Raw genomic sequence first — 26,525 nt, 5'->3', positions numbered from 1 at the left:
CCTAAGGGTGACAAAGGTGCTCAAGGCCTTCAAGGTGAACGTGGTCAAGACGGAGCACAAGGTTTACCAGGCCGCGATGGACGTGATGGAGCGCAAGGTCGTGACGGACGTGATGGCCGCGACGGAAAAGACGTATTGAACGGCAAAGTTGATCCAACTACAGAAGGTAAAGACGGCGATAAATACGTTAACACAAAAACAGGCGACGTCTTCGTTAAGAATAACGGCAACTGGGAAAAAGAAGGCAACATCAAAGGCCCTAAAGGTGATAAAGGTGAACGTGGAGAAGATGGTAAGACTCCAGAAGTAACTGTAACTCCAGGTAAAGATGGCCATAGTACCGACATTACATTCACTGTTCCAGGTAAAGACCCAGTTACAGTAAATGTTAAGAACGGAGAAAATGGTCTGAACGGTAAAACTCCAAAAGTTGATTTGCTTCGTGTTGAAGGACAAAACGGAAATCCATCTCACACAATTGTGACATTCTATACTGATGAAAACAATGATGGTAAGTACACTCCGGGAACTGATGAACTTCTAGGTTCTGAAATGATTAAAGATGGTGCTAAAGGTGCGGACGGACGTGATGGTAAATCATTACTTACTGTTAAAGATGGTAAAGAAACTAAAGTTTACCAAGAAGATCCAGCACATCCAGGTCAGCCATTGAACCCTGAAAAACCTCTTGCAGTTATTAAAGATGGAGTGGACGGTGTCTCTCCAACAGTAACAGCTGTTCGTAAGGATGAAGAAGGTCATAAAGGTGTAGAAATCACTGTTGATAACCATGATGGTTCACAACCAACTACAGTCTTTGTTCATGATGGTGAAAAAGGAGAAACTGGAGCAACAGGTCAAGATGGACAAACTCCTACAATTACAACTCAACCTGGAAAAGATGGCCAAAGCACTCTTGTAACTATCACAACACCAGGTAAAGATCCAGTAACCTTTACTGTTAAAGATGGTAAAAATGGTAGAGATGGACGTACACCACATATTGACTTAAATGCATTAGTGGATGCAGTAAGAAGAGGTGCTGGATTAGCTGTTAATCCACAACCTTCTGGAACATCAAGAAGTGCAAGAAGAGCGAGAAGTGTAGGGGATAATCCAGATGAGGGAACTCCATCAGCTCAACCAGTAGCTACAGACTCAACAGGTTCACAACCAGCAACTACAGATTCAACAGATTCACAACCAGTAGATGGTACTCGTATTACAGCCTACTATGATAACAATGGTAACGGTAAATATGATCCGGGAGTTGATGAATTAATTGGTACAAGCGATATCTTGAATGGTAGCAATGGACGTAATGGTACAAATGGAGCTTCCGGACATGATGGACGTGATGGCCGAAACGGTGCTGAGTTACTAAGTGGAGCGACTGCCCCAACTGCTAATGATGGTAAAGACGGTGATACTTATATCGACGCCAATACAGGTGATGTTTACAAGAAAGAAAATGGTTCTTGGAACAAGATTGGTAATATCCGTGGACCTCAAGGAGTAGCCGGTGAAAAAGGCGATAAAGGTGAAAAAGGCGACAAAGGTGAAAAAGGTGAAAAAGGCGAAAACGGGGCTAATGGAGCAGATGGTAAATCACCAGTTGTAAATGTAACTGACAACGGAGATGGAACACACTCTATTACTGTTAGAAACCCTGATGGTTCAGAATCTACAACGAAAGTTAAAGATGGTAAAGACGGTAAAACTGCAACTATCACTACAACAGAAAACCCAGATGGAAGTCACACAATTACTGTAACAAATCCAGATGGAACATCTAAAGAAACTGTTGTTAAAAACGGTAAAGATGGTAAGACTCCTAAAGTTGAAGTAACTGATAACGGAGATGGAACTCACACTGTTAAAGTTACAGATGGAGACGGTAATGTTACAAATGCTATCATCAAAGATGGTAAAGACGGTAAAGCTGCAACAGCAACAACTACTGAAAATCCAGATGGAAGTCACACAGTAACAATCACTAACCCAGACGGAACTAAGAATGAGTTTGTTGTTAAGAATGGACGTGACGGTGTTGACGGACGTACTCCAACCGCATCTGTTCGTGATAATGGAGACGGAAGTCATACAATCGTTATTACAAATCCAGAAGGTGTGACAACTGAAACCACAGTTCGTGATGGTAAATCACCAAAAGTGACTATAACTGATGAACAAAATGGAACTCATAAGATCTCAGTTCTAAATGGTGACGGCACAACTACTGAAACAATCATTAAAGATGGTAAATCACCAGTAGCAACTGTTACTGATAACCATGATGGTACTTACACAATTCGTGTAGAAAACGGTAACGGTACTGTTTCTGAAACCACAGTTCGTGACGGTAAATCACCTACTGCTAAAGTAGTAGACAATGGAGATGGAACTCACACGGTTACAATCGTTAACTCTGATGGAACTACTACAACTACAACAGTACGTGATGGTAAATCACCAAAACTTGAAGTGATTGATAACAACAATGGTTCACACACTATTAAAGTGACAGGAGCTGATGGTAAAGAAACTACAACTACAATCTTTGATGGAAAATCACCAAAAGCGAACATCGTTGATAACGGAGACGGAACTCACACATTGACAATCGTTGATTCTGATGGCCGTGAATACAAATCTATTATCAAAGATGGTAAAGACGGCGTTTCACCAACTGTAACAGTTAAAAATAATAACGATGGAACTCACGTTGTTACAATTACTAACCCAGATGGAAGCAAAACAGAAATGGTGATTAAAGACGGTAAAGATGGTAAATCACCAAAAGTTTCTGTTGAAGATAATGGAGATGGAAGTCATACAATCACAATCATCAATTCTGACGGAACTGTGACAAAAACAGTCATCAAAGATGGAAAAGATGGTCGTGACGGACGTGATGGTCGAGACGGCAAAGATGGTAAATGTGGATGCCAAGACAAACCAGTGACACCGTCAAATGACAAACCAGTTCCTCCAACACGTAATGTGCCAGAAGGACCAACCTTTGCAATGCCAGAACCACCAGTTCATGAATTGCCAGAATTTAACGGTGGTGTGCCAGGAATGCCAGAAGTTCACGAATTACCAGAATTTAACGGTGGAGTACCAGGTATGCCTGAAGTTGCTGAAGTACCAGAATTAGATATTCCAACAGTACCAGCACAACCAACACCAGAAGTACCGGTTCAACCTGTGCCAGCGCAACCAACACCAAATGTACCGACACCAGAAGTGCCAGTACAACCAACTCCAGTTGTTCCAACACCAGAAGTACCGGTTCAACCAGTACCAGCGGTTCCAGAACAACCAGTAGTACCAACACCGGCTCAACCAGCAACTCCAGTAAATACTAACCCAGTAGTACCAACTACAGTCAAAGAAAACCATGGGGACAAATTACCTGAAACTGGAAGCCAATCTGATTATATCTCTGTTCTTTTAGGTAGCGGTATTCTATTGAGCCTATATGTAGGTCGAAGAAAAGAAGATTAATCAGCCAAAAGCAGTCACTAATTTCTCGAAAGAAGATGATAAGTGATAGATCTCGAATGAAAGAATATTCTTAGAACGATTTTCCTATGATGGAAAAGGCTGCTAAAAACCTTGAGTGGGAACGCTCAAGGTTTTTTTGGATGGGTGATGTTTGTATGAAAATCTTGATTGAGTCTAAAAATGCCACCCTATTAGGTGGCGATAATTGATTTAGACTTCCTAAAATTTTCTATTTTTTACTAGATCACATTGACCAAGTCTTGAGCTTGTTTTTCAAGTGAGTTTAGGACTGATTCTTCGAGAACCAATTTTCCGTCTGCCCAAGCAGAGTCGTTAACACGTGCAGCAGTGAAATCACCCACGACTTGTGTACGGATAAATGGCAAGAGGTCCTTGTAGATAGAGAAAAGTTGATCGTGACCTGCATTGGCTACAGATGATACTGTGACAAACTTGTCTTGAAGAGCAGAAGCGCCACGTGTATCAGATAAGTCAAGGGCACGAGATAGCCAATCAAGCAAGTTTTTCACTGTTCCAGGGATAGAGAAATTGTAGACTGGAGAGAAAATCCAGATAGCATCCGCAGCGAGAACCTCTTCACGAGCAGCAGCTATAGCTGGATGAGTTGGAACTTCCAAATCTTGGCTGAAAAGAGGAACAGCTGAATAATCAAGATAGCTAACTTCCGCTTTACCAGCAAGTGCTTTCTCAGCTTCGAGCGCAATTTGGTGGTTGAAAGAACCTTGGCGTAGTGATCCGACGATAAATAATACTTTTTTAGACATGATGTGTCTCCTTTTTTCTTAAAATTTACGAGAGCCTCTCGTTGTTATAAAGTATATTACAACAAAGCAAAAGGACTTGCAAGAAATTTGCTCAAAGTTTATTTGAAAATTATAAAATTGCTGAAACTCTAGTCAGTTACCACTGGAAAAGTAAGAACTGTTTTTTGGATTCTGGTTTGCTTTGAAGGAAGAAATAGAATTGGTTGCTTATACTCAATGAAAATCAAAGAGCAAACTAGGAAGCTAGCCGCAGATTGCTCAAAACATGGTTTTGAGGTTGTAGATGAAACTGACGAAGTCAGTAACCATACATACGGCAAGGCGACGCTGACAAAGTTTGAATTGGATTTTCGCAGAGTATTCCTATATTCGCTTGTAATAAAGCCCAATAGATGGTAAAATAGACGAGTGAAAAAAAGACAAAACAAAGCAAAAAATAATCTACTGTGGCAGTATGGTCTAGGGATGACGATTTTGTTTGTGGTTATCAGTGCTTCCTTTCTGTATCTGGTGTTTCTGAGTATGAAACCCTATCAAACAGCTAAAAGTGAAGGAGAAAAATTAGCTCAGCAGTATGCAGGATTAGAGCAGGCTGATCAGGTTGATTTATACAATGGCTTGGAATCTTATTACAGCGTTCTTGGTCGCAATAAACAGCAAGAGGCACTTGCTGTCCTGATTGGAAAAGATGACCATAAGATCTACGTTTATCAGCTAAATCAAGGTGTTTCACAAGAAAAAGCAGAAGCGGTTTCTAAGGAAAAAGGAGCTGGCGAGATTGACAAGATCACCTTTGGCCGTTATCAAGATAAGCCAATCTGGGAAGTCAAGTCAGGCTCTAATTTTTATCTAGTAGATTTTGAAACAGGAGCATTGGTCAATAAGGAGGGCCTATGAAACTATCCAACCGTGTTTTAGAAATGGAAGAAAGTGTGACTCTGGCTAGTGATGCAAGAGCAAAGAAGTTAAAGGCTGAAGGAAAAGATGTACTTTTCTTAACTTTAGGTCAGCCCGATTTCCATACTCCCAAAAATATTCAAGATGCAGCTGTTGCAGCCATTCGAGATGGACGTGCTTCTTTCTATACGGTAGCTTCAGGTTTGCCTGAGTTAAAAGCAGCAGTCAATACCTATTTTGAGCGTTATTATGGTTATTCCGTAGCGGCCAACGAAGTCACATTTGCTACCGGTGCTAAGTTCTCACTCTATACTTTCTTTATGGCTGTGGTCAATCCAGGTGATGAAGTGATTATCCCAACCCCATATTGGGTCAGCTATGGAGATCAGGTTAAGATGGCAGAAGGTGTGCCAGTCTTTGTTCCTGCTAAGGAAGACAATCACTTTAAAGTGACCGTAGAGCAGTTAGAAGCAGCTCGTACAGATAAAACTAAGGTTTTGGTGTTGAATTCACCATCCAATCCGACAGGAATGATTTACACCCGTGAGGAACTCTCGGCTATCGGAAATTGGGCTGTTGAACATGACATTCTCATCCTAGCAGATGATATTTATGGTCGTTTGGTCTATAACGGGAATGAGTTCGTACCAATCTCTAGTCTATCAGAAGCCATTCGCAAGCAAACTATTGTCATTAACGGTGTATCAAAAGCTTATGCCATGACAGGTTGGCGGGTAGGTTATGCAGTGGGTGATCCAGAAATCATTGCTGCTATGAGCAAATTGACAGGTCAAACAACTTCTAACCTAACTGCTGTTTCACAATATGCAACTATCGAAGCCTTAACTGGACCGCAAGATTCTGTGGAAGTTATGCGTCAAGCATTTGAAGAACGTCTCAATACCATCTATCCACTCTTGTGTGAAGTCCCTGGTTTTGAAGTTGTCAAACCACAAGGAGCTTTCTATCTCTTTCCAAATGTCAAAAAAGCTATGGAGATGAAAGGTTATAGCGATGTAACAGCATTTACAACGGCTATTCTTGAAGAAGTTGGTCTGGCACTCATAACAGGAGCAGGATTTGGAGCACCAGAAAATGTTCGTCTCAGCTATGCGACAGACCTAGATACGCTTAAAGAAGCAGTTAAACGCTTGAAAGCATTTATGGAAAAATAAAAGAAAAAGAAAAGGAAAAATAATGACAAAACGTGTAACGATTATTGATGTAAAAGACTATGTTGGTCAGGAAGTGACGATTGGGGCTTGGGTTGCCAACAAATCAGGAAAAGGTAAAATCGCCTTCTTGCAATTGCGTGATGGAACAGCCTTCTTCCAAGGTGTAGCCTTTAAACCAAACTTTGTAGAAAAATTTGGTGAAGAAGTGGGACTTGAGAAGTTTGATGTCATCAAACGCTTGAGCCAAGAAACGTCTGTTTATGTGACAGGAATTGTCAAAGAAGACGAACGCTCTAAGTTTGGTTATGAGTTGGATATCACAGACATCGAAGTGATCGGTGAGTCTCAAGATTACCCAATCACACCAAAAGAACACGGAACAGACTTCTTGATGGACAACCGTCACTTGTGGCTCCGTTCTCGTAAGCAAGTAGCAGTGATGCAAATCCGTAACGCTATTATCTATGCGACTTATGAGTTCTTTGACAAGAACGGTTTCATGAAGTTTGATAGCCCAATTCTTTCAGGAAATGCGGCAGAAGATTCAACAGAACTCTTTGAAACAGACTACTTTGGAACTCCAGCCTACTTGAGCCAATCAGGTCAGCTTTACCTTGAAGCAGGGGCTATGGCCCTTGGCCGTGTCTTTGACTTTGGTCCAGTATTCCGTGCTGAAAAATCAAAAACACGTCGTCACTTGACTGAGTTCTGGATGATGGATGCTGAGTACTCATACTTGACACACGATGAGTCACTTGACTTGCAAGAAGCTTATGTAAAAGCTCTTCTTCAAGGTGTTCTTGACCGTGCGCCTCAAGCTTTGGAAACCTTAGAACGTGATACAGAGCTTTTGAAGCGCTACATTGCAGAGCCATTCAAACGCATCACTTACGATCAAGCCATTGACCTCTTGCAAGAGCATGAGAATGATGAAGACGCTGACTATGAGCATCTTGAGCATGGAGATGACTTTGGTTCACCACACGAAACGTGGATTTCAAACCACTTTGGAGTACCAACATTTGTCATGAACTATCCAGCAGCCATCAAGGCCTTCTACATGAAACCAGTTCCTGGAAATCCAGAGCGCGTGCTCTGTGCAGACTTGCTTGCACCAGAAGGTTATGGAGAAATCATCGGTGGGTCAATGCGTGAGGAAGACTACGATGCCCTTGTTGCTAAGATGGATGAACTTGGCATGGATCGTACAGAGTATGAATTCTACCTTGACCTTCGTAAATACGGTACAGTTCCACACGGAGGATTTGGTATCGGTATCGAACGTATGGTAACCTTTGCAGCAGGAACAAAACACATTCGTGAAGCTATTCCATTCCCACGTATGTTGCACCGTATCAAACCTTAAATAATGAGATGAAAGTAAAAGGTCAAATCGGCCTTTTACTTTTTTTAAAAATGAAATCACTTAAAAATAAGATTAATATATATATATATAGAAAAATACATATTTTGAATATAAAACGTAGACAGTTTAATTGAAATAATGTTATAATGTAAGTTAGGAATGATGTACCTAAGTGCAGCTATCTTACTTTCTGAATCAGGCTGGGAATGGAGGCGTTGTTTAAATACTTGGGTGTAATTCTGTAACTAAAATTTATTTAAAAAGGAGATAATATGTATTCAAGAATGGACAAGTACCACGGACAAAAGGTCCAACGCTTTTCAATCCGTAAGTATAGTTTTGGTGCAGCATCAGTAGCTGTAGCAGCTTACATGATGTTTGGTGGGGCAGCGACTGTTCACGCAGATGTAACACCTTCAACAACTACAACAAACGAACAAGTAAAACCTGATGCTGGAAATCCATCAGACTCAACAGCTCCTCTAGTTTCAAATGAAACTGCTACACCAACAGCTGAGCAACCAGCAACCCCAGCTACAGCAACCCCAGCACCAGCTGAACCATCAAAAGCGGAAGAAGCATCAGCTACAAAGGCTGACACAAGCAAGTTGGAAGCAGCTATTGCTCGTATGGAAGCAGCTCTTGGCAAAGCAGGCCTAACTGAAAAGACTGCCTCAGCCATCGAAGCAGCAAAAGCTGAACTTGCTAAAGCACAAGCCCTTCTTTCAAACGACAAAGCAACACAAACAGAAGTTGATTATTCAACAAGTTCGTTGAAAAACAGAGCTTTCGTATTAGAAAGTATGCCAAAAGCAACTGCAGAAAAGAAAGAAGAAAACAAAAACCAAGATCCACGTAATGGTCAAGCCATTCCTGGTCAAGGTGAAAGTGGATTTAGAGCAGTAGATACAACTGCAGCTAACTCGGCAGAAGAAGCAGCTAAATACAAAGCTGAAAGAGATAAAGCTTTAACTGAATTACAAGCAAATATTGCTAAAATTCAAGCTAAACTTGATGAACAAAAAGCAAAAGATGCGAATAAAAAAGATCAAGCAGTAATTGATACTTATACTAAAGTTATTGAAAAAGCTAATGGTGTAGTAACGAAAGCAAATGCTGCAAATGCAACATCAGCTCAAGCGATGAGCCAACAAGCAGAAGCAGTTAAATCTGAACGTGATTTATTAGCATTCTACTTGGCTGGAAAAACTGAGCTAGGCGCACCTGTTAGTGAAAACCATGTAGCCTATGGTAATAACCCTAAAAATGGTGTATTCGAAAGCTTAAAAGAAGGTTTTGGAGATAAAGTAACTTTCACAGATGCAGATAAAAAATCAGAAACAATTGCTACCCAATATGAAAGTGGACGTCATATCACTAATAAAGTAGATAATAAACCAGGTCCAAAAGACCCAATCGGTAGTGCAACCTATAACTGGCAAGAAAAAGCTATTACAAAAGCTGATGCAGAAGCTGGTATGTTAAATGGTTGGAAGATTGAAAAAGGCGACAAGGTTAATGCGGTTAAACCTCTTGATGTAACAAATGTTACAGATAAAGATGGACAACCAAGTACTCGTGAAGTTCCAAAATCAAAAATCTATTCAAATGATGGAGAGTTGAAAAAATACCAAACCTCAGGTGAAACTAGTTATGTAAATGGTAGTGGTGCTGTTCCATCAGTAACTCCAACTATTGATGTCATGAGAACAAATGCCTTTGGTGAAGTGAAGAACCGTGATTACTACCTTGAATTAGGAAGTAAGGGGACAACACTTTCTAAAGAGTACGATGTGAACGGAAATTCACGCCTAAATGTTAACTTAATTCACAGTGCGGCTTATGGTGGTACTACAGCTACTTCTGCAGGTGAAAGAGTCAAATTAACAATTGTTGATGCGTTCACTGGTAAAGAAATCAAACCAGTTGAAGGTAAAAATGGTCCTTTAGCAACAGAACAAGGGGCTTTAGCAGGAAATGGATGGAACCACTTAGACCGTATTTATGATATTCCAGCTGAAACTACAAAAATTAAAGTCTTAATTGAAGCAGGAAGCCAAGGAACTAATACTTTAATCAATAACAATAATATTAACATTAAAGATGGTTACTTAATTGGTGGTATTGGTATTGCAACTGCACCAGCTGCTGAAGTATTAACTAATGTTCGTTCAGGAAACAAAAGTTTTGAATTCGGATATACAAAAGATACAATTTATGATAAAGGTCAAAAAGGTGTATTTGATATCGATATTAAAAACACTGGTGGAATGAATATTGACTACTATTCTGCATCTAATGTTGAAGTGACAGTAGAAGTTCCTAAAGGTGTCGTATTAGAAGACAAAATTTACAATGCTAACGGTGGATCAAACTGGTTAGGAAATGTTTGGGCAAATAGTATCAAATGGGTTCCTAACGATCCAAGTGATAACTCAAAAGGTGGAAAATTAACTTATAATGTACCAGCCGGAAATCGTATGGCTGCTGCAGAGACAAACTCTCGTAAAACAAGTATTCCATTTACAGCAGCAGATAACTTCGTAGGACCAGCTGACTTTAAAGTAACAGTTAAGAGTGGTTTCGGAGACACAGATGCTGAAGGTAACAGACTGTACTCATATACTGCAAATGGATTAAAACCACCTTATGAAAATGAATTTAACCGTAATGGTTTAGCAAATTCAGATGATCCAAACCACAAATATGGTAGAGAAATCTTCATTAATAGTTTACAAACTAACTCAGTCATTACCGTACCAATTAACACAACTGATGAACAATTAAAAGCAATTGCTTATGCGAAAGCTCAAGAAGCGATTAAAACTCCAGAGTTTACTAAATTATTAAACGATGTTACTGGTACAGCTGCCTTAGGTGACACTAATGGTTCAACTTTTGTTAATAAAGATAATATCGCAATTACGAAAGTTGCTGAAGATGGTCGTGGGGTTGTTAAAGTACCTGTAACTTATACAGTAGATGGTAAGACTTATGAAACAACAGTTGATATTGAAGTAAACGTTGTCGAATCTAAGACAAAACCTATTGTAGTATTTGAAGGTGATGAAATTACACCAGCAAGTGTTAAAGAAAAAGTTGAACCAGTTACAATTGATGGCAAAAAAGGTACTCCTAATGAACCAAACCAAGTGATATTTTCAAAACTACTGGCAAAGCTGGAGAGTCAGGATTAAAGATTCCAACAACAGTTACTCACAATGTAGATGGAACTGAAGTTACAGAAGATGTAAAAGTACCAGTCACTGTTCTTCCTAGAACAGAAGGTGAAGTTGACGTACCTAAAGGAACTACTCCAGAAAAAGTTAAGGATACTTTAAAATCTAAAGCAGAAGAGTTAATTAAAACTCCTGATTTCCCAGCAAAAGTACCAGAAGGATATACAGTTACTGTAGGAGAAATTCCTGAACTTCCTGCTGATATTGCTAATAAAAAAGGCGAACCAGTAGTTGTAAAAGTTCCAGTAACATTTACATCTCCAGAAGGGGACACTTATACTTCAGAAATTCCAGTAACAGTAAATGTTAAAGGTTCAGAAGTGAAACCTGTATATGTAGTGGAAGGAAACCAACCAAAACCAGCTGATGTTAATGAAGCAGTTACACCTGATAAAGGTGGAGATTTAACTCCTGTAACTGAAGCTGACATCAATAAAGACGTTCCTACAGATAAGGTTAAAGTAGGAGCAACAGATTTGTCAGTTAAAGCAACTGTTAAATACCCAACTGGTGATGAAACTGTAGACGTTCCAGTTAAAGTATTACCAAAAGCAACACCAACAGGTGTGACAGTACTAAAAGATACTGATGACACAGCTCTAACTAATGCTGTAAAAGAAAAAGCGAATGAAGCAGTAAGTAAATTAACAAACTTACCAGATGGAATTACTGCATCACTAGATGAAAGAGAAACTTCTTACACATTACCAAAAACAGATTCAAATGGGGATAAAGATACAGTTCCTGTAAAAGTATTATATAAAGATGATAAAGGTAATGTAGTTGGTGAAGATACAATTAACGTACCAGTTAAAGTAGTAAGCTCAACACCTAAACCAGTAGTTGTGTTTGAAGGTGAAACACCAGAAAAAGCTAAAGCAACAGCAGCGGTAACTCCAGGTGAAGGTGGTAAAGTAGGAGAACCAACAACAGTTCCATCTACAAAAGATAAAGCTGGAGCTACAGATGTAACAGTTGATGTACCAGTAACTTACGACAATGGAAAAGTAACTGAAACAGTTAAAGTTCCAGTAACAGTATTACCAAAAGCAACAGCTGATGTAACAGTAGTTAAGAATACTACTCCAGATAAACTGAAAGAATTAGCAAAAGATAAAGCTAAAGAAGCAGTAGAAGCAACAGACTTCACATCTAAATTACCAAACGGTGCAACAGTAACTGTTGGCGATGTAACTGAAGATGTATTAGCTAAAATAACAGCTGAAAAAGGTACAAACACAGGAACTGTTAATGTGCCAGTAACATACAAGATTCCAGGTGATGATACTCCTTACACAACTACAATCCCTGTAACAGTAAATGTGAAAGCTTCAGACGTTAAACCTGTATACGTTGTAGAAGGCGACAAACCAAAAGCTGAGGATGTAAACAAAGCAATCACTCCTGATACTGATGGAACTACAACACCTGTAACTGATGAAGAGATCAACAAAGATATTCCAACAACTGAAGGTAAAGTAGGTTCTCCAGATGTTAAAGTTACAACTAAAGTAACTTATAAAGATGGTGGAGACGAAGAAGTAACAGTACCAGTAACAGTATTACCAAAAGTTAAACCAGAAGGTGTAACAGTACCTAAAGATGCTGATAAGACTGAATTAGCAAAAGTTGTTAAAGAAAAAGCAGAAGAAGCAGCTAAAAAACTTACAGGACTTCCTAATGGAGTAAAAGTAACAGTAACTGAAGTTAAAACAACTCCAGGAACAGATAAAACAGGTGAACAAACACCAGCAACTGTAACAGTTAAATACACTGATAAAGATGGAAATGAAATCACTAAAGAGATTAAAGTACCAGTAAATGTTGTATCTTCAACTCCACCAGCAGTAGTAGTGTTTGAAGGTGATACACCAAGTACTGATGATGTTAAGAAAGGTATTACACCAGGCGAAGGTGGAACAGTGGGAGATCCTACATCAATTCCATCTACAGTAGGAAAAGCTGGAGCCAAAGATGTTGAAGTTGAAGTACCAGTAACTTATGAAAATGGTAAATTCAAAGAAAACGTTAAAGTTCCAGTAACAGTATTACCAAAACCAAAAGCTGGAGAAGTTGTTGTACCAAAAGATCTTTCAGAGAAAGAATTAAAAGATAAAGTTGGTAAAGATGCAGAAAATGCAATTAACAACGAAGAATTCAAGAAAAAACTTCCTGAAGGAGCAACTGTTAAAGTTGATTTAACAAATGTTACAGTACCAAAAACTTCAGAACCAGGAAAAGCTGGAGAAGTAGAAGTACCAGTAATTTACACTGTCAATGATAAAGATTACAAAACAACTGTTAAAGTACCAGTAACAGTAGTTGAAGGTAAAGAACAACTTGTACCAAAAGGTGACCAACCAGATCCAAAAGATAACATTACACCAGGAAATTACCCAGAAGGAGCTACATTCGAATACGATACACCAGTAGATACTTCTAAACCAGGTAAAAAAGAAGCTGTTGTTATTGTTAAGGATAAAGATGGTAAAGAAATTGTACGCGTTCCTGTAGTAGTGAATGTGGTAGAACCAAAAGTTACACCAATTATCGTTCCAGAAAGAACTAAATTAACTAAAGAAGATGTACAAAAACACATCGAAATCCCAGGAGTAACTGGATGGGAAATTGTTGGAGAACCAGAACTTCCTGAAACATTCCCTGCAGGTGTAAGACCATCAGCAACCGTTACAGTTAAATTACCAAACGGTAAAACAATCAAAGTACAAGTACCAGTTATTGCAACTCCCACTACAACACCAATTGTTGTACCTCAAGGAACAACAATTACACCAGATGATGTTAAGAAACACGTTAACATTCCTAAGGAATCTGGATGGGAAATTATTGAAGTTGGAGAAATCCCAACAACTGAAACACCTGGAGAAAAAACAGCTGTTAAAGTGAAGGTGAAATTACCAACTGGAGAAATTATCGAATTGGATGTACCAGTAAAAGTAACTCCTAACAATTCATTAATTCCTCAAACAGAACCATCACCAGCAACACCAGCACCACAAACACCACAGACTCCACAACCCGCTGGACCAACTGCTCCTGAACAACCTGCAGCTCCAACAGCTCCAGCAGAACCAGGACAACCAACAACACCAAATCAAACTCAACCAGCGGCACCAGCTCAAGCTCAAGCAGATGCAACAGTAGCAAATGACACAGCTGCTAAACCAGCAACACCTAAATATGTTGAAGGTCAAAAAGAATTGCCTAACACTGGTACAGAAGATCATGCTAGCCTAGCAGCACTTGGACTTCTTGGAGCCCTTAGTGGATTTGGACTTCTTGCTCGCAAGAAAAAAGAAGACTAAAAACTCATAGTTTTTGAGAAGATGATTCGTCATCTTCTTTTTTTGGCTTTTTGTCAACTGTAGTGGATTGAAGAAAAGCGGCTATATCTATAGGGGATTTACCCGCTACAAATAGTACATCTCAGAAATAGTATAAATTTATTTTTGAGATGATGCTTAATCGTCTTTAGTTATGTATTTTTATGCAATATATATATTCAAGTATATGTGAAAAGAGTCTGATGATATTAATTTTTTGTACCTACGACACAGAAATAATATAAATAAATCGAATATAAACGAGACATATTTATTGACGAGTTAATTTTATTTATGATAGAATAATATAGTTGTTTTTATAAAACAAACATATAGATTTATATGTAATTTTAGACTTTTAGATTGAGATAAAAAGGAGAAACCATGTATTCAAGAATGGAAAAATACCATGGTAGAAGAGCCCAGCGCTTTTCTATTCGTAAGTATAGCTTTGGTGCCGCAAGTGTTCTATTGGGAACAGCACTTGTTTTAGGTGCTAATGGAGTACAAGCTGAGGAGACTGTAGCAGTAAATCCGGCTACTTCTGAACTATCAAATTCAGATAAAAATCTTTCGGGTTCGACTTTGTCAACACCTGTTGTTGAAGAACTTCCAGAATTAAAGATTGATGATGTAAAAGCAGAAGAAAAAACTGAAGCTAAGGAAGATGCTAAAACTGCAGCAACACCTGTAGCAGAAAAAGAAGTTACTGAAGCGACTGCAGATAAAACTGATAAAAAATTAGAAACAGACGTAAAAGAAAAATCGGATAAAGAGCAATCAGACAAAAAAGAAGCAGATAAAGAAAAAACTAACAAAGAAACATCTGAAAAAGTTGAAACAGAAAAAGCACAAGATGATGTTAAGACAGTTCTTACTCAATTGACTTCAGAAGCTGATGTTATGGCAACAGTAGCATCAAACTTCTCAGATAAAGAAGTGAAGGATGTTGAATCTAAACAAAAATTGTCAGCTGCAATTGCTGCTGTTAAGCTTGAAGCAGTAGCATCTAAAGGTTTGCTTTCATCTGATGCTTCTAAAGATCAGATGGTAGCCCAAGTAAACCGTCTTTCAGCTGCCATCGAAGCAGTCTATGCTGAAATGAAGCGTGCAGGTCATGCAGGTAAAGTAGAAGCAGTATTGGCTGATACTGCGTCAAAAATTACAGGTAAAGATGTTCTTAAAGACGGAGAAACAGTTAATGCTGTAACAAACGCTTATGTTGAGATGAATGCTGATAACACTAGACCTACAGGATGGGGATTTGATACTACTATTAGTACATCTACACTTAAAGCAGGTGATGTTACAAAGATTGAACTTACTAACTTAGCTGAGTTGGGTAGTGGTTTGGCAGTAAATACGGAAATCAGAGCGACAGATGGAACAGTAGTTGGTAAAGTTAAATCTATCGATTTTAAAACAACTACAGGAAATAACAATAACAAATCTGTACCATATTGGGCGCAACGTACACAACGTGGTATGACTTATGATCAGCGTGTTGCTGAGCAGCCAGCGGTAGCTAACGAAACTGGAACATACACTTATAATATCGAGTGGAACGATAAAGTAAAAGACTATCCTAATGTGTCGTTTGGAGCAAGTAACTTATCAGGTGATGGTTATTTAGCACCAGAAATTTCAAAAGATACACCTTATACTGCAACTATTAAAATTGATGGGCGAACAGTCCTTGAACATACTTATACAAGAAAAGGACAGAAAGCTAACTATCAAAAACAAGGGACGAGTGCATCTCTAAGTGAAAACAATGGATTGAAATACCTTAACAATGAGCAAATAAGTAGAAGTGATTCAATCGTATTAAAAACTGATTCAGATGTTCGTTATGGAGTAGGATCTAAATTTACTATTAAACTTCCAAATGCAGATTTTACTGAATTTAAAGAACTTGAAGGAAGTTCTAACTTTGTAAATGGATTAAATACAGCGTCTACTATTAACCCTAATAAAGGAGATAGTATTACATATCGTCCAGCTAGTCGATGGGCTAATGTTAAAGCTAACGAAAACAACGTTTGGATTCTAAACGATGGTCGTGATAGTGGGTTCACACTAACACCTCGATTAATCTCACCAACTGAGTTAGAACTTACAGTTACAGAAGGTGCTATTCAAGAAGGTTCTGTAGTTTCTATGCCTTTACAATCTTTAGGTATTGAAAAAGTAGTAAAAGATAAAACTTTAACAAGTGAATATGCTAATATTACTTATGAAAATGGATTAATTAAAGAAGGTTATGTAGGAAACGATAAAACTGCAGCAACTCTTACTGTATCAGGTGGAGAATCTGTTAACGGTGAAAAAGAAGACGTTGCAACTACAGTGCCAAACGGTTGGAGTGTTGTAGGTGATGGTAAAGTTCAAGGTGAGCCGCCAACAGGAGCTGTTGTTAGAACATTCAAAGATTTAGTGACAGGTGAAGTTATAGGTTTTGAACCAACAAGATATACAGGGAATATTCCTTTAAGTGAAGATGGTTCAAAAGATTATACTAATGTACTTGGAAACAAATATGATGTAAGTAATGATCCCGTAGACTTAGTTAAAGAAGTTAATGGAGAAGAATACATTCTTGCAGACCTTCCTGCTGAAAATGCTAAAGGGACACTAAGTGTTACGAAGACAAGAGCAAGAGATTTATATTCTGAAGAAGAATTAAAAGCTAAAGGTATAAATGGATCTGCATTTGTTACCCCAGCAGAGTATGATTATGTTAAGAAAACAAAAGTAGAAGAAGTAAACCGTACAATTAAATTTGTATACGCTGATAATGTTGCAGGCTTAGCGGGTACAGAAGTATTCCCATCACAAAAACAAACTGTAAGCTACACAGGTTCAATCAAGTTAACTGCAGAAGGTAAAGCGGTAATTAACTCTAATGACAGACCAGTTTATATTAACTGGAAAGGAACTGATGGACAAAGCACTGATCTTCCAGAACTTGCAGTACCTCAAAAAGAAGGCTACATCGCAAGTGTAGAAAAAGTTCCAGTACAAGCAACAACAGCTACAGATGAAGATTACGAATATGTTGTTAAATATACAGCAATCCAAAAAGCGAAAACAACATTTGTAGACGAAAAAGGAAATGCAATTCCAGGAGTAGCTGAAATTACAGAACAAGGTGGATCAGAAACTCCATTAACAAAAGAAGCTGATGTTAAAGCTAAAATCAAAGAACTTGAAAACAAAGGCTATGAATTAGTATCTAATACATACCCAGAAGGTGGTAAGTTCGATACGGATAAAGATACAGATCAAGAGTTCAAAGTAATACTTAAACAAAAAGAAGTTACAGTAACACCAGATCAACCAAAAACACCAGGAACTCCAGTAGATCCAAACAACCCAGACGGACCTAAATACCCAGCTGGCTTGGAAGAAAAAGATCTAAACAAAACTGTTACACGTACGATCACTTATGTGTACGAAGATGGAACTCCAGTGTTAAATGAAGATGGAACACCAAAAACAGTAACACAAGAAGCTACATTCACACGTGAAGCAAAAGTGAACTTGGTAACAGGAGAAGTTACATACGGAGACTGGACACCAGCACAAGACTTAGCTGAAGTTAAATCACCAGTAGTTAAAGGATACTTAGCTGACAAAGCAAGTGTTCCTGTAGTAACTGTAACTGGAGATTCAAAAGATACTACAGAAGTAGTAACCTACAAACCAATCGGTTCATGGATTCCAAACATTCCAGGACAACCAACAAATCCAATCAAGTATCCAAATAATCCAGATGATCCAACAAAACCAGGTAAACCAACAGAAACATTACCATACGTAGAAGGATTCACACCTAAGGATAAAGATGGAAATCCACTTAAACCAGTAGATCCAAACAACCCAGAAGAAGGATATGAAGTACCAAATCTTCCATCAGATCCAAGTCAAGACACTCCAATCGACTATGTAAAAGATACGCAAAAAGCGAAAACAACTTTCGTAGATGAGAAAGGAAATCCAATTCCAGGTGTTGACGCTATTACTGAAGAAGGCAACTCAGATACACCACTTACAAAAGATGCTGAAGTAAAAGCTAAGATCAAAGAACTTGAAAACAAAGGATATGAATTAGTATCTAATACATACCCAGAAGGTGGTAAGTTCGATAAAGATAAAGATACAGATCAAGAGTTCAAAGTAACACTTAAAGCTAAAGAAGTTACAGTAACACCAGATCAACCGAAAACACCAGGAACTCCAGTAGATCCAAACAATCCAGATGGACCTAAATACCCAGCTGGATTAGAAGAAAAAGATCTAAACAAAACAGTAACACGTACAATCACATACGTATATGAAGATGGAACTCCAGTGTTAAATGAAGATGGAACACCAAAAACAGTAACACAAGAAGCTAAATTCACACGTGAAGCTAAAGTCAACTTGGTTACAGGTGAGGTTACATACGGAGACTGGTCAGAAGCTGAAGACTTACCTGAAGTGAAATCACCAGTAGTTAAAGGATACTTAGCTGATAAAGCAACAGTACCAGCTACAAAAGTAACTGCAGATTCAGAAAATACTAAAGAAGTAGTAACCTACAAACCAATCGGTTCATGGATTCCAAACATCCCAGGTCAACCAACAAACCCAATCAAGTATCCAAATGATCCAACAGATCCAACAAAACCGGGTCAACCAACAGAAACATTACCATACGTTCCAGGATTCACACCAGAAGATAAAGATGGTAATCCGTTGAAACCAGTAGATCCAAACGATCCAACTAAAGGATATGAAGTTCCAAGTATCCCAACAAATCCAGGTGAGGATACACCAATTAACTATGTAGCTAACAAAGCTAACTTGGTAGTTAAATATGTAGATGAAAATGGGAAAGAACTTCTACCAACAGAAACTAAAGAAGGTAAAGTTGGTGATGAGTACTCTACAAGTGGAAAAGTTATTACTGGCTATGTATTGGACCGTGTAGAAGGTGAAGCTAAAGGTAAGATTGGAACAGATGGAACAACAGTAACATATGTTTACAAACCACTTGGTTCTTGGATTCCAAACATTCCAGGTCAACCAACAAACCCAATCAAGTATCCAAATGATCCAACAGATCCAACAAAACCAGGACAACCAACAGAAGTGTTACCATACGTTCCAGGATTCACTCCAGAAGATAAAGATGGCAATCCACTTAAACCAGTAGATCCAACAGATCCATCAAAAGGATATGTAGTACCAAACATCCCAACAGATCCAAGTCAAGATACAGTAATTAACTACGTAGCCAACAAAGCAAAATTAGTAGTTAAATACGTAGATGAAAATGGAAAAGACTTAATCCCTGCAGAAACAACAGAAGGAAAAGTGGGAGATGAGTACACAACAACTGGAAAAGTGATTCCAGGATACCTACTTGTTCGTGTAGATGGAGATGCTAAAGGTAAGATTGGAACAGAAGCTTCGACAGTAACATACGTGTACAAACCAATCGGATCATGGATTCCAAATATCCCAGGTCAACCAACAAATCCAATCAAGTATCCAAATGATCCACAAGATCCAACCAAACCAGGAAGTGATAAACCAGTTCTTCCATACGTACCAGGTCATACACCTGTAGATGGAAATGGTCAACCACTTAAACCAGTAGATCCAAACGATCCAACAAAAGGATACATCACTCCAGATGTCCCAACAAATCCAGGTGAGGATACACCAATTAATTACATTCCAAATGTAACTCCAAATGGGGATCAGAACGGTTATACTCCACAACCAAAACCGCAACCTGAACAAGTTGTGACTTACTATGTAGACGAAAATGGTAAAGATATCGCACCAAGTGAAAAAGGAGCACAAGCTCCAAAAGGAATTTCAGGTTACGAATACGTAACAACTACGAAAGACCCTAATGGAAATCTTGTACATCATTACAAGAAAGTGGCAACACCACAACCTGTTCCATCAACACCAGAGACTCCTGAACAACCAGTAGCTCCAGTGCAACCGGAACAACCAACAACTCCAACCCAACCTGCTGTTCCAACACCAGCTGAAACATCAGTAGCAACTGATACAACTGCTAAACCAGCAACACCTAAATATGTTGAAGGTCAAAAAGAGTTGCCTAACACAGGTACAGAAGCCCATGCAGGCCTAGCAGCACTTGGACTTCTTGGAGCCCTTAGTGGATTTGGACTTCTTTCTCGCAAGAAAAAAGAAGACTAAAAACTCATAGTTTTTGAGAAGATGATTCGTCATCTTCTTTTTTTATTTCGGTGTTTTTACTTGCGTAAAAAAATATTTTCTAGTATAATAGTTTATTGTGAGCGAACCTCACTTACCCCTTGCAAAGTCTTGGGGTCATTAGACCAAAAGGAGGAACATATCAATGGCTAAATACGAAATTCTTTATATCATTCGTCCAAACATTGAAGAAGAAGCTAAAAACGCTTTGGTAGCACGTTTTGACTCTATTTTGACTGACAACGGTGCAACTGTTGTTGAATCAAAATCTTGGGAAAAACGTCGTCTTGCATACGAAATCAAAGATTTCCGTGAAGGACTTTACCACATCGTTAACGTTGAAGCAAACGACGACGTAGCTCTTAAAGAGTTTGACCGTCTTTCAAAAATCAACGCTGACATTCTTCGTCACATGATCGTCAAAACTGACGCTTAAGAAGGTAAACTATGATTAACAATGTTGTACTTGTAGGGCGTATGACACGTGACGCTGAGTTGCGTTATACCCCATCAAATGTAGCAGTTGCGACTTTTACTCTTGCAGTAAACCGTACATTTAAGAGTCAAAATGGCGAACGTGAGGCTGATTTTATCAATGTCGTTATGTGGCGCCAACAGGCTGAAAATCTTGCTAACTGGGCTAAAAAAGGCTCACTTATCGGGGTGACAGGTCGTATTCAGACTCGTAGTTACGATAACCAGCAAGGACAACGTGTCTACGTGACAGAGGTCGTGGCTGAGAATTTCCAAATGTTGGAAAGCCGTAGTGTGCGTGAAGGTCATACAGGTGGAGCTTATTCTGCACCAAGTTCAAACTATTCAGCGCCTACAAATTCAGTACCAGACTTTTCACGTGATGAAAATCCATTTGGAGCAACAAATCCTTTGGATATTTCAGATGATGATTTACCATTCTAATGGACAACTAAAATTATAAAGGAGAAATAACATGGCTCAACAACGTCGTGGCGGATTCAAACGCCGTAAAAAAGTTGATTACATCGCAGCAAACAAAATTGAATATGTTGATTACAAAGATACTGAGCTTCTTAGCCGTTTCGTTTCAGAACGTGGGAAAATCCTTCCTCGTCGTGTAACAGGAACTTCAGCTAAAAACCAACGTAAAGTAACAACAGCTATCAAACGCGCTCGCGTAATGGCTTTGATGCCTTTCGTAAACGAAGATTAAAAAAAGGGGTCCAGTGGACCTCTTTTTCATGAGCTTGAAAACAAGAAAGCGAATTAAGACCCCGACGGGTCTTTTTTCACGAGCCTTGAAATGAGAGAGCGAGTTTGGGTCCAGTGGACCTCTTTTTCATGAACTCGGAAAAAAGAAAGCGAATTAAGACCCGGTTGGGTCTTTTTTCATGAGATAGTTTTTTTCTGACTTTGGCGTGCTATAATGGTAATAGAAAGAGTAAAGGTGGGTAAGTCAAAGATGAATTGTACGATTAGAAATATGATTAAGTCTGATATTGAATCCTTATCTCATGGATTTATGAATCAAGGTTGGCATGGTAGAGAGGAAATTTTGGCTAGATATTTTCTGGAACAGGAAAGTGGGGAGAGAGAAGTCTTAGTTGCAGAGATTGATGGTGCTGTAGCGGGCTACGTTACCATTTTGCCCTCTGCTAAACACGGGCCTTTTGCGTCAATCTATCCAGAGCTTTCAGATTTCAATGTGTTTGAACCATTTAGAAATAAAGGCATAGGCAATAGTCTCTTAGAAAAAGCGGAACAAGGAGTTAAGCGCTTTTCTGGTAAAGTATGTCTAGGTGTAGGTTTGCACTCGGGGTATGGTCCTGCCCAGAGATTGTATATCAAACGAGGCTACATTCCAGATGGGACAGGTGTCTGGTATAGAAATAAACCGCTAGAAATGGGTGCAAGTTGTCAAAATGATAATGATTTAGTTTTATACTTATCCAAGAACTTACAATAAAACTGGAAACTTTTTGAAAATAGGGGATTTAGCTACTTTATGGTATAATGGAAAGAGTTAGATTGAAAGAGGTAGTGAGATGGATGCCAAATTAAGATACAAGGCAAAGAAAATCAAGATTGTCTTTTTTGATATTGATGATACATTGAGAAATTCAAAGACAGGTTTTATTCCAGCTTCAATCCCAACTGTTTTTAAGCAATTACGTGAGAAAGGAATTTTGACAGGTATTGCTTCTGGACGAGGGATTTTTGGTGTCGTTCCAGAGATTCGTGAGCTCAAGCCTGACTTTTTTGTAACCTTAAATGGTGCCTATATTGAAGATAAAAAAGGTCATGTCATTTATCAGCATCAGATTGAGAAGTCAGATGTTGAGGAGTATATTTCTTGGGCCAAGCAAGAAGGAATTGAGTATGGCTTGGTTGGGAGTCATGATGCCAAGTTGTCGACTCGCACTGATATGATAAGTGAAGCTATCAATCCGATTTATCCAAACTTGGACGTAGATCCTGACTTCCATGAAAAAGAAGCTATCTATCAGATGTGGACTTTTGAAGATAAGGGTGATGACTTGAGATTGCCTGATAGTCTCTCAGACAAACTTCGCATGGTTCGTTGGCATGAGCATTCGTCTGATATTGTGCCGATTTCAGGCTCCAAAGCGACAGGTGTGGAAAAGGTTGTGGAACACTTAGGCTTGAAACCAGAGAACGTTATGGTTTTTGGAGATGGGCTCAACGACTTGGAACTCTTTGATTATGCTGGAATCAGCGTTGCAATGGGAATTTCTCATGATAACATCAAAGAAAAAGCAGATTATATTACAAAAACACTAGAAGAAGATGGCATTTTTGATGCCTTAGAAGGATTTGGTATGGTAGAAAAAGAATTGCATTTCCCACAAGTAGACATTGAAACAGTAGAAGGTCCTCTTGCGACTATTAAGACCAATCACGGAGATTTGCGTATTAAGCTCTTCCCTGAACATGCTCCTAAAACAGTGGCTAACTTTGTTGCTCTTTCAAAAGATGGTTACTATGATGGTGTCATTTTCCATCGTATTATCAAGGACTTTATGATCCAAGGTGGAGATCCAACTGGAACTGGTATGGGGGGCGAGTCAATCTATGGCGAATCTTTTGAGGACGAGTTCTCAGAAGAACTTTACAATATCCGTGGTGCCCTTTCAATGGCCAATGCTGGTCCAAATACCAATGGTAGCCAGTTCTTTATCGTACAAAATCAACACCTGCCTTATTCTAAGAAAGAAATTGCTCGTGGTGGTTGGCCAGAACCGATTGCGGAAATTTATGCGGAACAAGGTGGAACTCCTCACCTAGACCGCCGTCACACGGTTTTTGGTCAGCTAGCTGATGAAGCATCTTACGCTGTCTTGGATGCAATTGCTGCTGTTGAGACAGGGGCTATGGACAAACCAGTTGAAGATGTTGTGATTGAAACTATTGAAATTGAGGACTAAGATGAAAATCGGTGATAAGCTAAAGGGGCGTATTACAGGGATTCAGCCCTACGGTGCCTTTGTTGAATTAGAGACGGGTGATACGGGGCTGATTCACATTTCAGAGATTCGAACAGGATTTATTGAAAATATCCAAGAAGCCTTGAAAGTCGATGAAGAGGTTCAAGTTCAAGTAGTGGATTTAGATGAATTTACAGGGAAAGCCAGCCTTTCTATCCGCACTTTGGAGGAAGAAAAGCACCAGTTTCCAAGACGGAGACGCTTTTCAAGCGACCGTTTTAACTATGGCTTTGCTCCTCTTAAACGAATGATGCCAATTTGGACCAAGGAAGCTCTTCAACATTTGAAGAATCAGAAGCACTAGTTAGAAATTTCTATCTTTTGTAATGTTAATATAAATTTGCTATAATAAGACCATGGAAGAAGAACAATTATTAAAATCAGGAGAGCGCATTAACCAGCTCTTTTCGACAGATATCAAAATCATTCAAAATAGAGAGGTTTTTAGCTATTCGGTGGATAGTGTTCTCTTGTCACGTTTTCCACGTTTTCCTAAAAAGGGCTTGATAGTGGATTTTTGCGCTGGAAATGGAGCAGTGGGGCTATTTGCTAGTACTCGGACTCAGGCACAGATTTTGGCTGTTGAGATTCAGGAGCGTTTAGCAGATATGGCTGAGCGCTCTGTCCGTTTGAATGGTTTGGAAGAGCAGATGGAGGTCATCTGTGATGACTTGAAAAATATGCCTGCTTACATTCAGGGAAGTAAGGTGGATATGATTTTGTGTAATCCGCCCTATTTTAAGGTGGATCCTCATTCTAATCTGAACGAGAGCGAACATTATCTCTTGGCGCGACATGAAATCACGACCAATTTGCAGGAAATCTGTCGTAGTGCCCAGAGTATTCTCAAATCTAATGGGCGTTTGGCCATGGTTCATCGTCCTGATCGACTTCTGGATATTTTGGATACGTTACAACGGCATAATCTAGCCCCTAAACGCCTGCAGTTTGTTTATCCAAAAAGAGAAAAGGAAGCCAATATGCTTTTGATTGAGGCTATCAAGGATGGCTCGACAAGTGGCTTTAAGGTCTTGCCACCTCTCATTGTCCACAATGATGATGGCTCTTATACGCCGGAACTCGAAGAGATTTATTATGGATCATAAGGCTTATATGTACGTGCTGGAGTGTCGTGATGGATCTTACTATACAGGCTATACGACTGATGTGAGAAGACGCCTCGCTGTCCACAATAGTGGGAAGGGAGCCAAATATACAAGAGCACGATTGCCAGTCAAACTCATCTATGCTCAAGGTTTTGCCAGTAAGGAAGAAGCCATGTCGGCTGAAGCTCTTCTCAAGCGTAAGAAGAGGCCACAGAAGGAAAGATTTTTATTTGAAAATCAAGATAGAAATTTGCTCAGTTATTTTGAAGAATCGTAAGGAGTCCTTTGACTCCTCTTACTTTTGTCAAAAAGAGAAAAAAATGCTACAATAAAGAGAATAAACAAAATGAGGTATTATCATGTCTAAGATTCTAGTATTTGGTCACCAAAATCCAGACTCAGATGCCATCGGGTCATCTGTAGCCTTTGCCTACCTTGCAAAAGAAGCTTATGGTTTGGATACGGAAGCTGTTGCCCTTGGAACTCCAAATGAAGAAACAGCCTTTGTCTTGAACTATTTTGGTGTAGAAGCACCGCGTGTTATCACTTCTGCTAAAGCAGAAGGTGCAGAGCAAGTTATCCTGACTGACCACAATGAATTCCAACAATCTGTATCAGATATCGCTGAAGTAGAAGTTTACGGTGTTGTGGACCACCACCGTGTGGCTAACTTTGAAACTGCAAGCCCACTTTACATGCGTTTGGAGCCAGTTGGATCAGCGTCTTCAATCGTTTATCGTATGTTCAAAGAACATGGTGTAGCTGTTCCTAAAGAGATTGCTGGCTTGATGCTTTCAGGTTTGATTTCAGATACCCTTCTTTTGAAATCACCAACAACACATCCAACAGATATAGTTATTGCTCCAGAATTGGCTGAATTGGCTGGTGTCAACTTGGAAGAGTATGGTTTGGCTATGTTGAAAGCTGGTACAAACTTGGCCAGCAAATCTGCTGAAGAATTGATTGACATCGATGCTAAGACTTTTGAATTGAACGGAAATAATGTCCGTGTTGCCCAAGTAAACACAGTTGATATCGCTGAAGTATTGGAACGCCAAGCAGAAATTGAGACTGCAATGCAAGCTGCTAACGCAGCAAACGGTTACTCTGACTTTGTCTTGATGATTACAGATATCGTCAACTCAAACTCAGAAATCTTGGCTCTTGGTGTCAATATGGACAAGGTTGAAGCAGCCTTCAACTTCAAACTTGAAAACAATCATGCCTTCCTTGCGGGTGCTGTTTCACGTAAGAAACAAGTGGTACCTCAATTGACTGAAAGCTTTAATGCTTAAGATTTTGAGTGTTAATTCAAATTAGAACAGGCTAGTTTGCCTTATATCGAAAGGAGTTTCGGCTCCTTTTTTTCTAGGAGTGA

At 39.1% G+C, this 26,525-nt stretch carries 19 protein-coding genes; 17 read left to right on the top strand and 2 right to left on the bottom strand.

What is annotated here, in order from left to right:
* The coding region (locus tag N8L39_RS03610) for a collagen-flanked surface repeat-containing protein (protein ID WP_261039307.1) at positions 1–3,510 on the top strand (3,510 nt) is incomplete at its 5' end.
* Between the two features lie 86 nt (positions 3,511–3,596).
* Positions 3,597–3,719, top strand: coding sequence for a hypothetical protein (locus tag N8L39_RS03605; RefSeq protein WP_261039306.1), 123 nt, complete (start codon positions 3,597–3,599; stop codon positions 3,717–3,719).
* A 30-nt stretch (positions 3,720–3,749) separates the two neighbouring features.
* Here N8L39_RS03605 and N8L39_RS03600 read toward each other — a convergent pair whose 3' ends face one another.
* A complete protein-coding gene (locus tag N8L39_RS03600; protein ID WP_261009656.1) occupies positions 3,750–4,295 on the bottom strand; it encodes an NADPH-dependent FMN reductase in 546 nt (181 codons plus the stop codon).
* Between the two features lie 408 nt (positions 4,296–4,703).
* On the opposite strand from N8L39_RS03600, the gene N8L39_RS03595 reads away from it, so the two are divergent.
* The 4 genes from N8L39_RS03595 (at position 4,704) to N8L39_RS09495 (ending at position 10,930) form a co-directional block, all read left to right on the top strand.
* Complete coding sequence (locus tag N8L39_RS03595) at positions 4,704–5,192, top strand: cell wall elongation regulator TseB-like domain-containing protein (protein ID WP_261009657.1); 489 nt, start codon at positions 4,704–4,706, stop codon at positions 5,190–5,192.
* Positions 5,189–6,367 carry a pyridoxal phosphate-dependent aminotransferase gene (locus N8L39_RS03590; protein ID WP_261009658.1) on the top strand — a complete coding sequence of 393 codons (1,179 nt, stop codon included), beginning with the start codon at positions 5,189–5,191 and terminating at the stop codon, positions 6,365–6,367. The genes N8L39_RS03595 and N8L39_RS03590 overlap by 4 nt, the downstream gene beginning before the upstream one ends.
* A gap of 22 nt (positions 6,368–6,389) precedes the next feature.
* Positions 6,390–7,733 carry an asparagine--tRNA ligase gene (gene asnS, locus N8L39_RS03585; protein ID WP_000167160.1) on the top strand — a complete coding sequence of 448 codons (1,344 nt, stop codon included), beginning with the start codon at positions 6,390–6,392 and terminating at the stop codon, positions 7,731–7,733.
* Positions 7,734–8,005: 272 nt separating this feature from the next.
* Positions 8,006–10,930 (top strand): YSIRK-type signal peptide-containing protein, encoded by a 2,925-nt coding sequence (locus N8L39_RS09495; RefSeq protein WP_306800144.1) that lies wholly within the window; start codon positions 8,006–8,008, stop codon positions 10,928–10,930.
* Between the two features lie 19 nt (positions 10,931–10,949).
* Here N8L39_RS09495 and N8L39_RS03575 read toward each other — a convergent pair whose 3' ends face one another.
* Positions 10,950–11,246: a hypothetical protein gene (locus N8L39_RS03575; protein ID WP_261009659.1), complete on the bottom strand. Its 297-nt coding sequence runs from the start codon at positions 11,244–11,246 to the stop codon at positions 10,950–10,952.
* Positions 11,247–11,292: 46 nt separating this feature from the next.
* Here N8L39_RS03575 and N8L39_RS03570 point away from each other — a divergent pair, with 46 nt between their 5' ends.
* The 11 genes from N8L39_RS03570 to N8L39_RS03520 all read left to right on the top strand — a co-directional run bounded on the left by N8L39_RS03570 (position 11,293) and on the right by N8L39_RS03520 (position 26,442).
* The gene (locus tag N8L39_RS03570; RefSeq protein ID WP_261009660.1) at positions 11,293–14,298 is read left to right on the top strand and encodes a Rib/alpha-like domain-containing protein; all 3,006 of its coding nucleotides are present in this window, start codon (positions 11,293–11,295) and stop codon (positions 14,296–14,298) included.
* Positions 14,299–14,700: 402 nt separating this feature from the next.
* On the top strand, positions 14,701–20,541 hold the full coding sequence (locus tag N8L39_RS03565) for a mucin-binding protein (protein ID WP_261009661.1): 5,841 nt from the start codon (positions 14,701–14,703) through the stop codon (positions 20,539–20,541).
* Between the two features lie 163 nt (positions 20,542–20,704).
* Positions 20,705–20,995 (top strand): 30S ribosomal protein S6, encoded by a 291-nt coding sequence (gene rpsF / locus N8L39_RS03560; protein ID WP_001151780.1) that lies wholly within the window; start codon positions 20,705–20,707, stop codon positions 20,993–20,995.
* 11 nt (positions 20,996–21,006) lie between these two features.
* Positions 21,007–21,477, top strand: coding sequence for a single-stranded DNA-binding protein SsbA (gene ssbA, locus N8L39_RS03555; protein WP_000609602.1), 471 nt, complete (start codon positions 21,007–21,009; stop codon positions 21,475–21,477).
* Positions 21,478–21,508: 31 nt separating this feature from the next.
* Positions 21,509–21,748, top strand: a complete 240-nt coding sequence (gene rpsR / locus N8L39_RS03550; RefSeq protein ID WP_000068664.1) for a 30S ribosomal protein S18 — start codon at positions 21,509–21,511, stop codon at positions 21,746–21,748.
* Positions 21,749–21,997: 249 nt separating this feature from the next.
* Entirely contained in the window at positions 21,998–22,501 is a 504-nt protein-coding gene (locus N8L39_RS03545; protein ID WP_261009662.1) for a GNAT family N-acetyltransferase, read from the top strand.
* Between the two features lie 79 nt (positions 22,502–22,580).
* Positions 22,581–23,981 carry a bifunctional Cof-type HAD-IIB family hydrolase/peptidylprolyl isomerase gene (locus tag N8L39_RS03540; RefSeq protein WP_261009663.1) on the top strand — a complete coding sequence of 467 codons (1,401 nt, stop codon included), beginning with the start codon at positions 22,581–22,583 and terminating at the stop codon, positions 23,979–23,981.
* 1 nt (position 23,982) lies between these two features.
* A complete protein-coding gene (locus N8L39_RS03535) occupies positions 23,983–24,345 on the top strand; it encodes a S1 RNA-binding domain-containing protein (protein WP_000689605.1) in 363 nt (120 codons plus the stop codon).
* Positions 24,346–24,397: 52 nt separating this feature from the next.
* On the top strand, positions 24,398–25,147 hold the full coding sequence (locus N8L39_RS03530) for a tRNA1(Val) (adenine(37)-N6)-methyltransferase (RefSeq protein ID WP_033685376.1): 750 nt from the start codon (positions 24,398–24,400) through the stop codon (positions 25,145–25,147).
* Positions 25,137–25,424, top strand: a complete 288-nt coding sequence (locus N8L39_RS03525) for a GIY-YIG nuclease family protein (RefSeq protein WP_261009664.1) — start codon at positions 25,137–25,139, stop codon at positions 25,422–25,424. Before N8L39_RS03530 ends, N8L39_RS03525 begins: the two co-directional genes overlap by 11 nt.
* An 82-nt stretch (positions 25,425–25,506) precedes the next feature.
* Complete coding sequence (locus N8L39_RS03520; RefSeq protein ID WP_261009665.1) at positions 25,507–26,442, top strand: manganese-dependent inorganic pyrophosphatase; 936 nt, start codon at positions 25,507–25,509, stop codon at positions 26,440–26,442.
* The last annotated feature ends 83 nt before the right edge of the window (positions 26,443–26,525 follow it).

Source organism: Streptococcus mitis (assembly GCF_946190285.1).
GTDB lineage: Bacteria > Bacillota > Bacilli > Lactobacillales > Streptococcaceae > Streptococcus > Streptococcus mitis_CP.
This window is presented reverse-complemented; position numbering and strand designations above follow the sequence as displayed.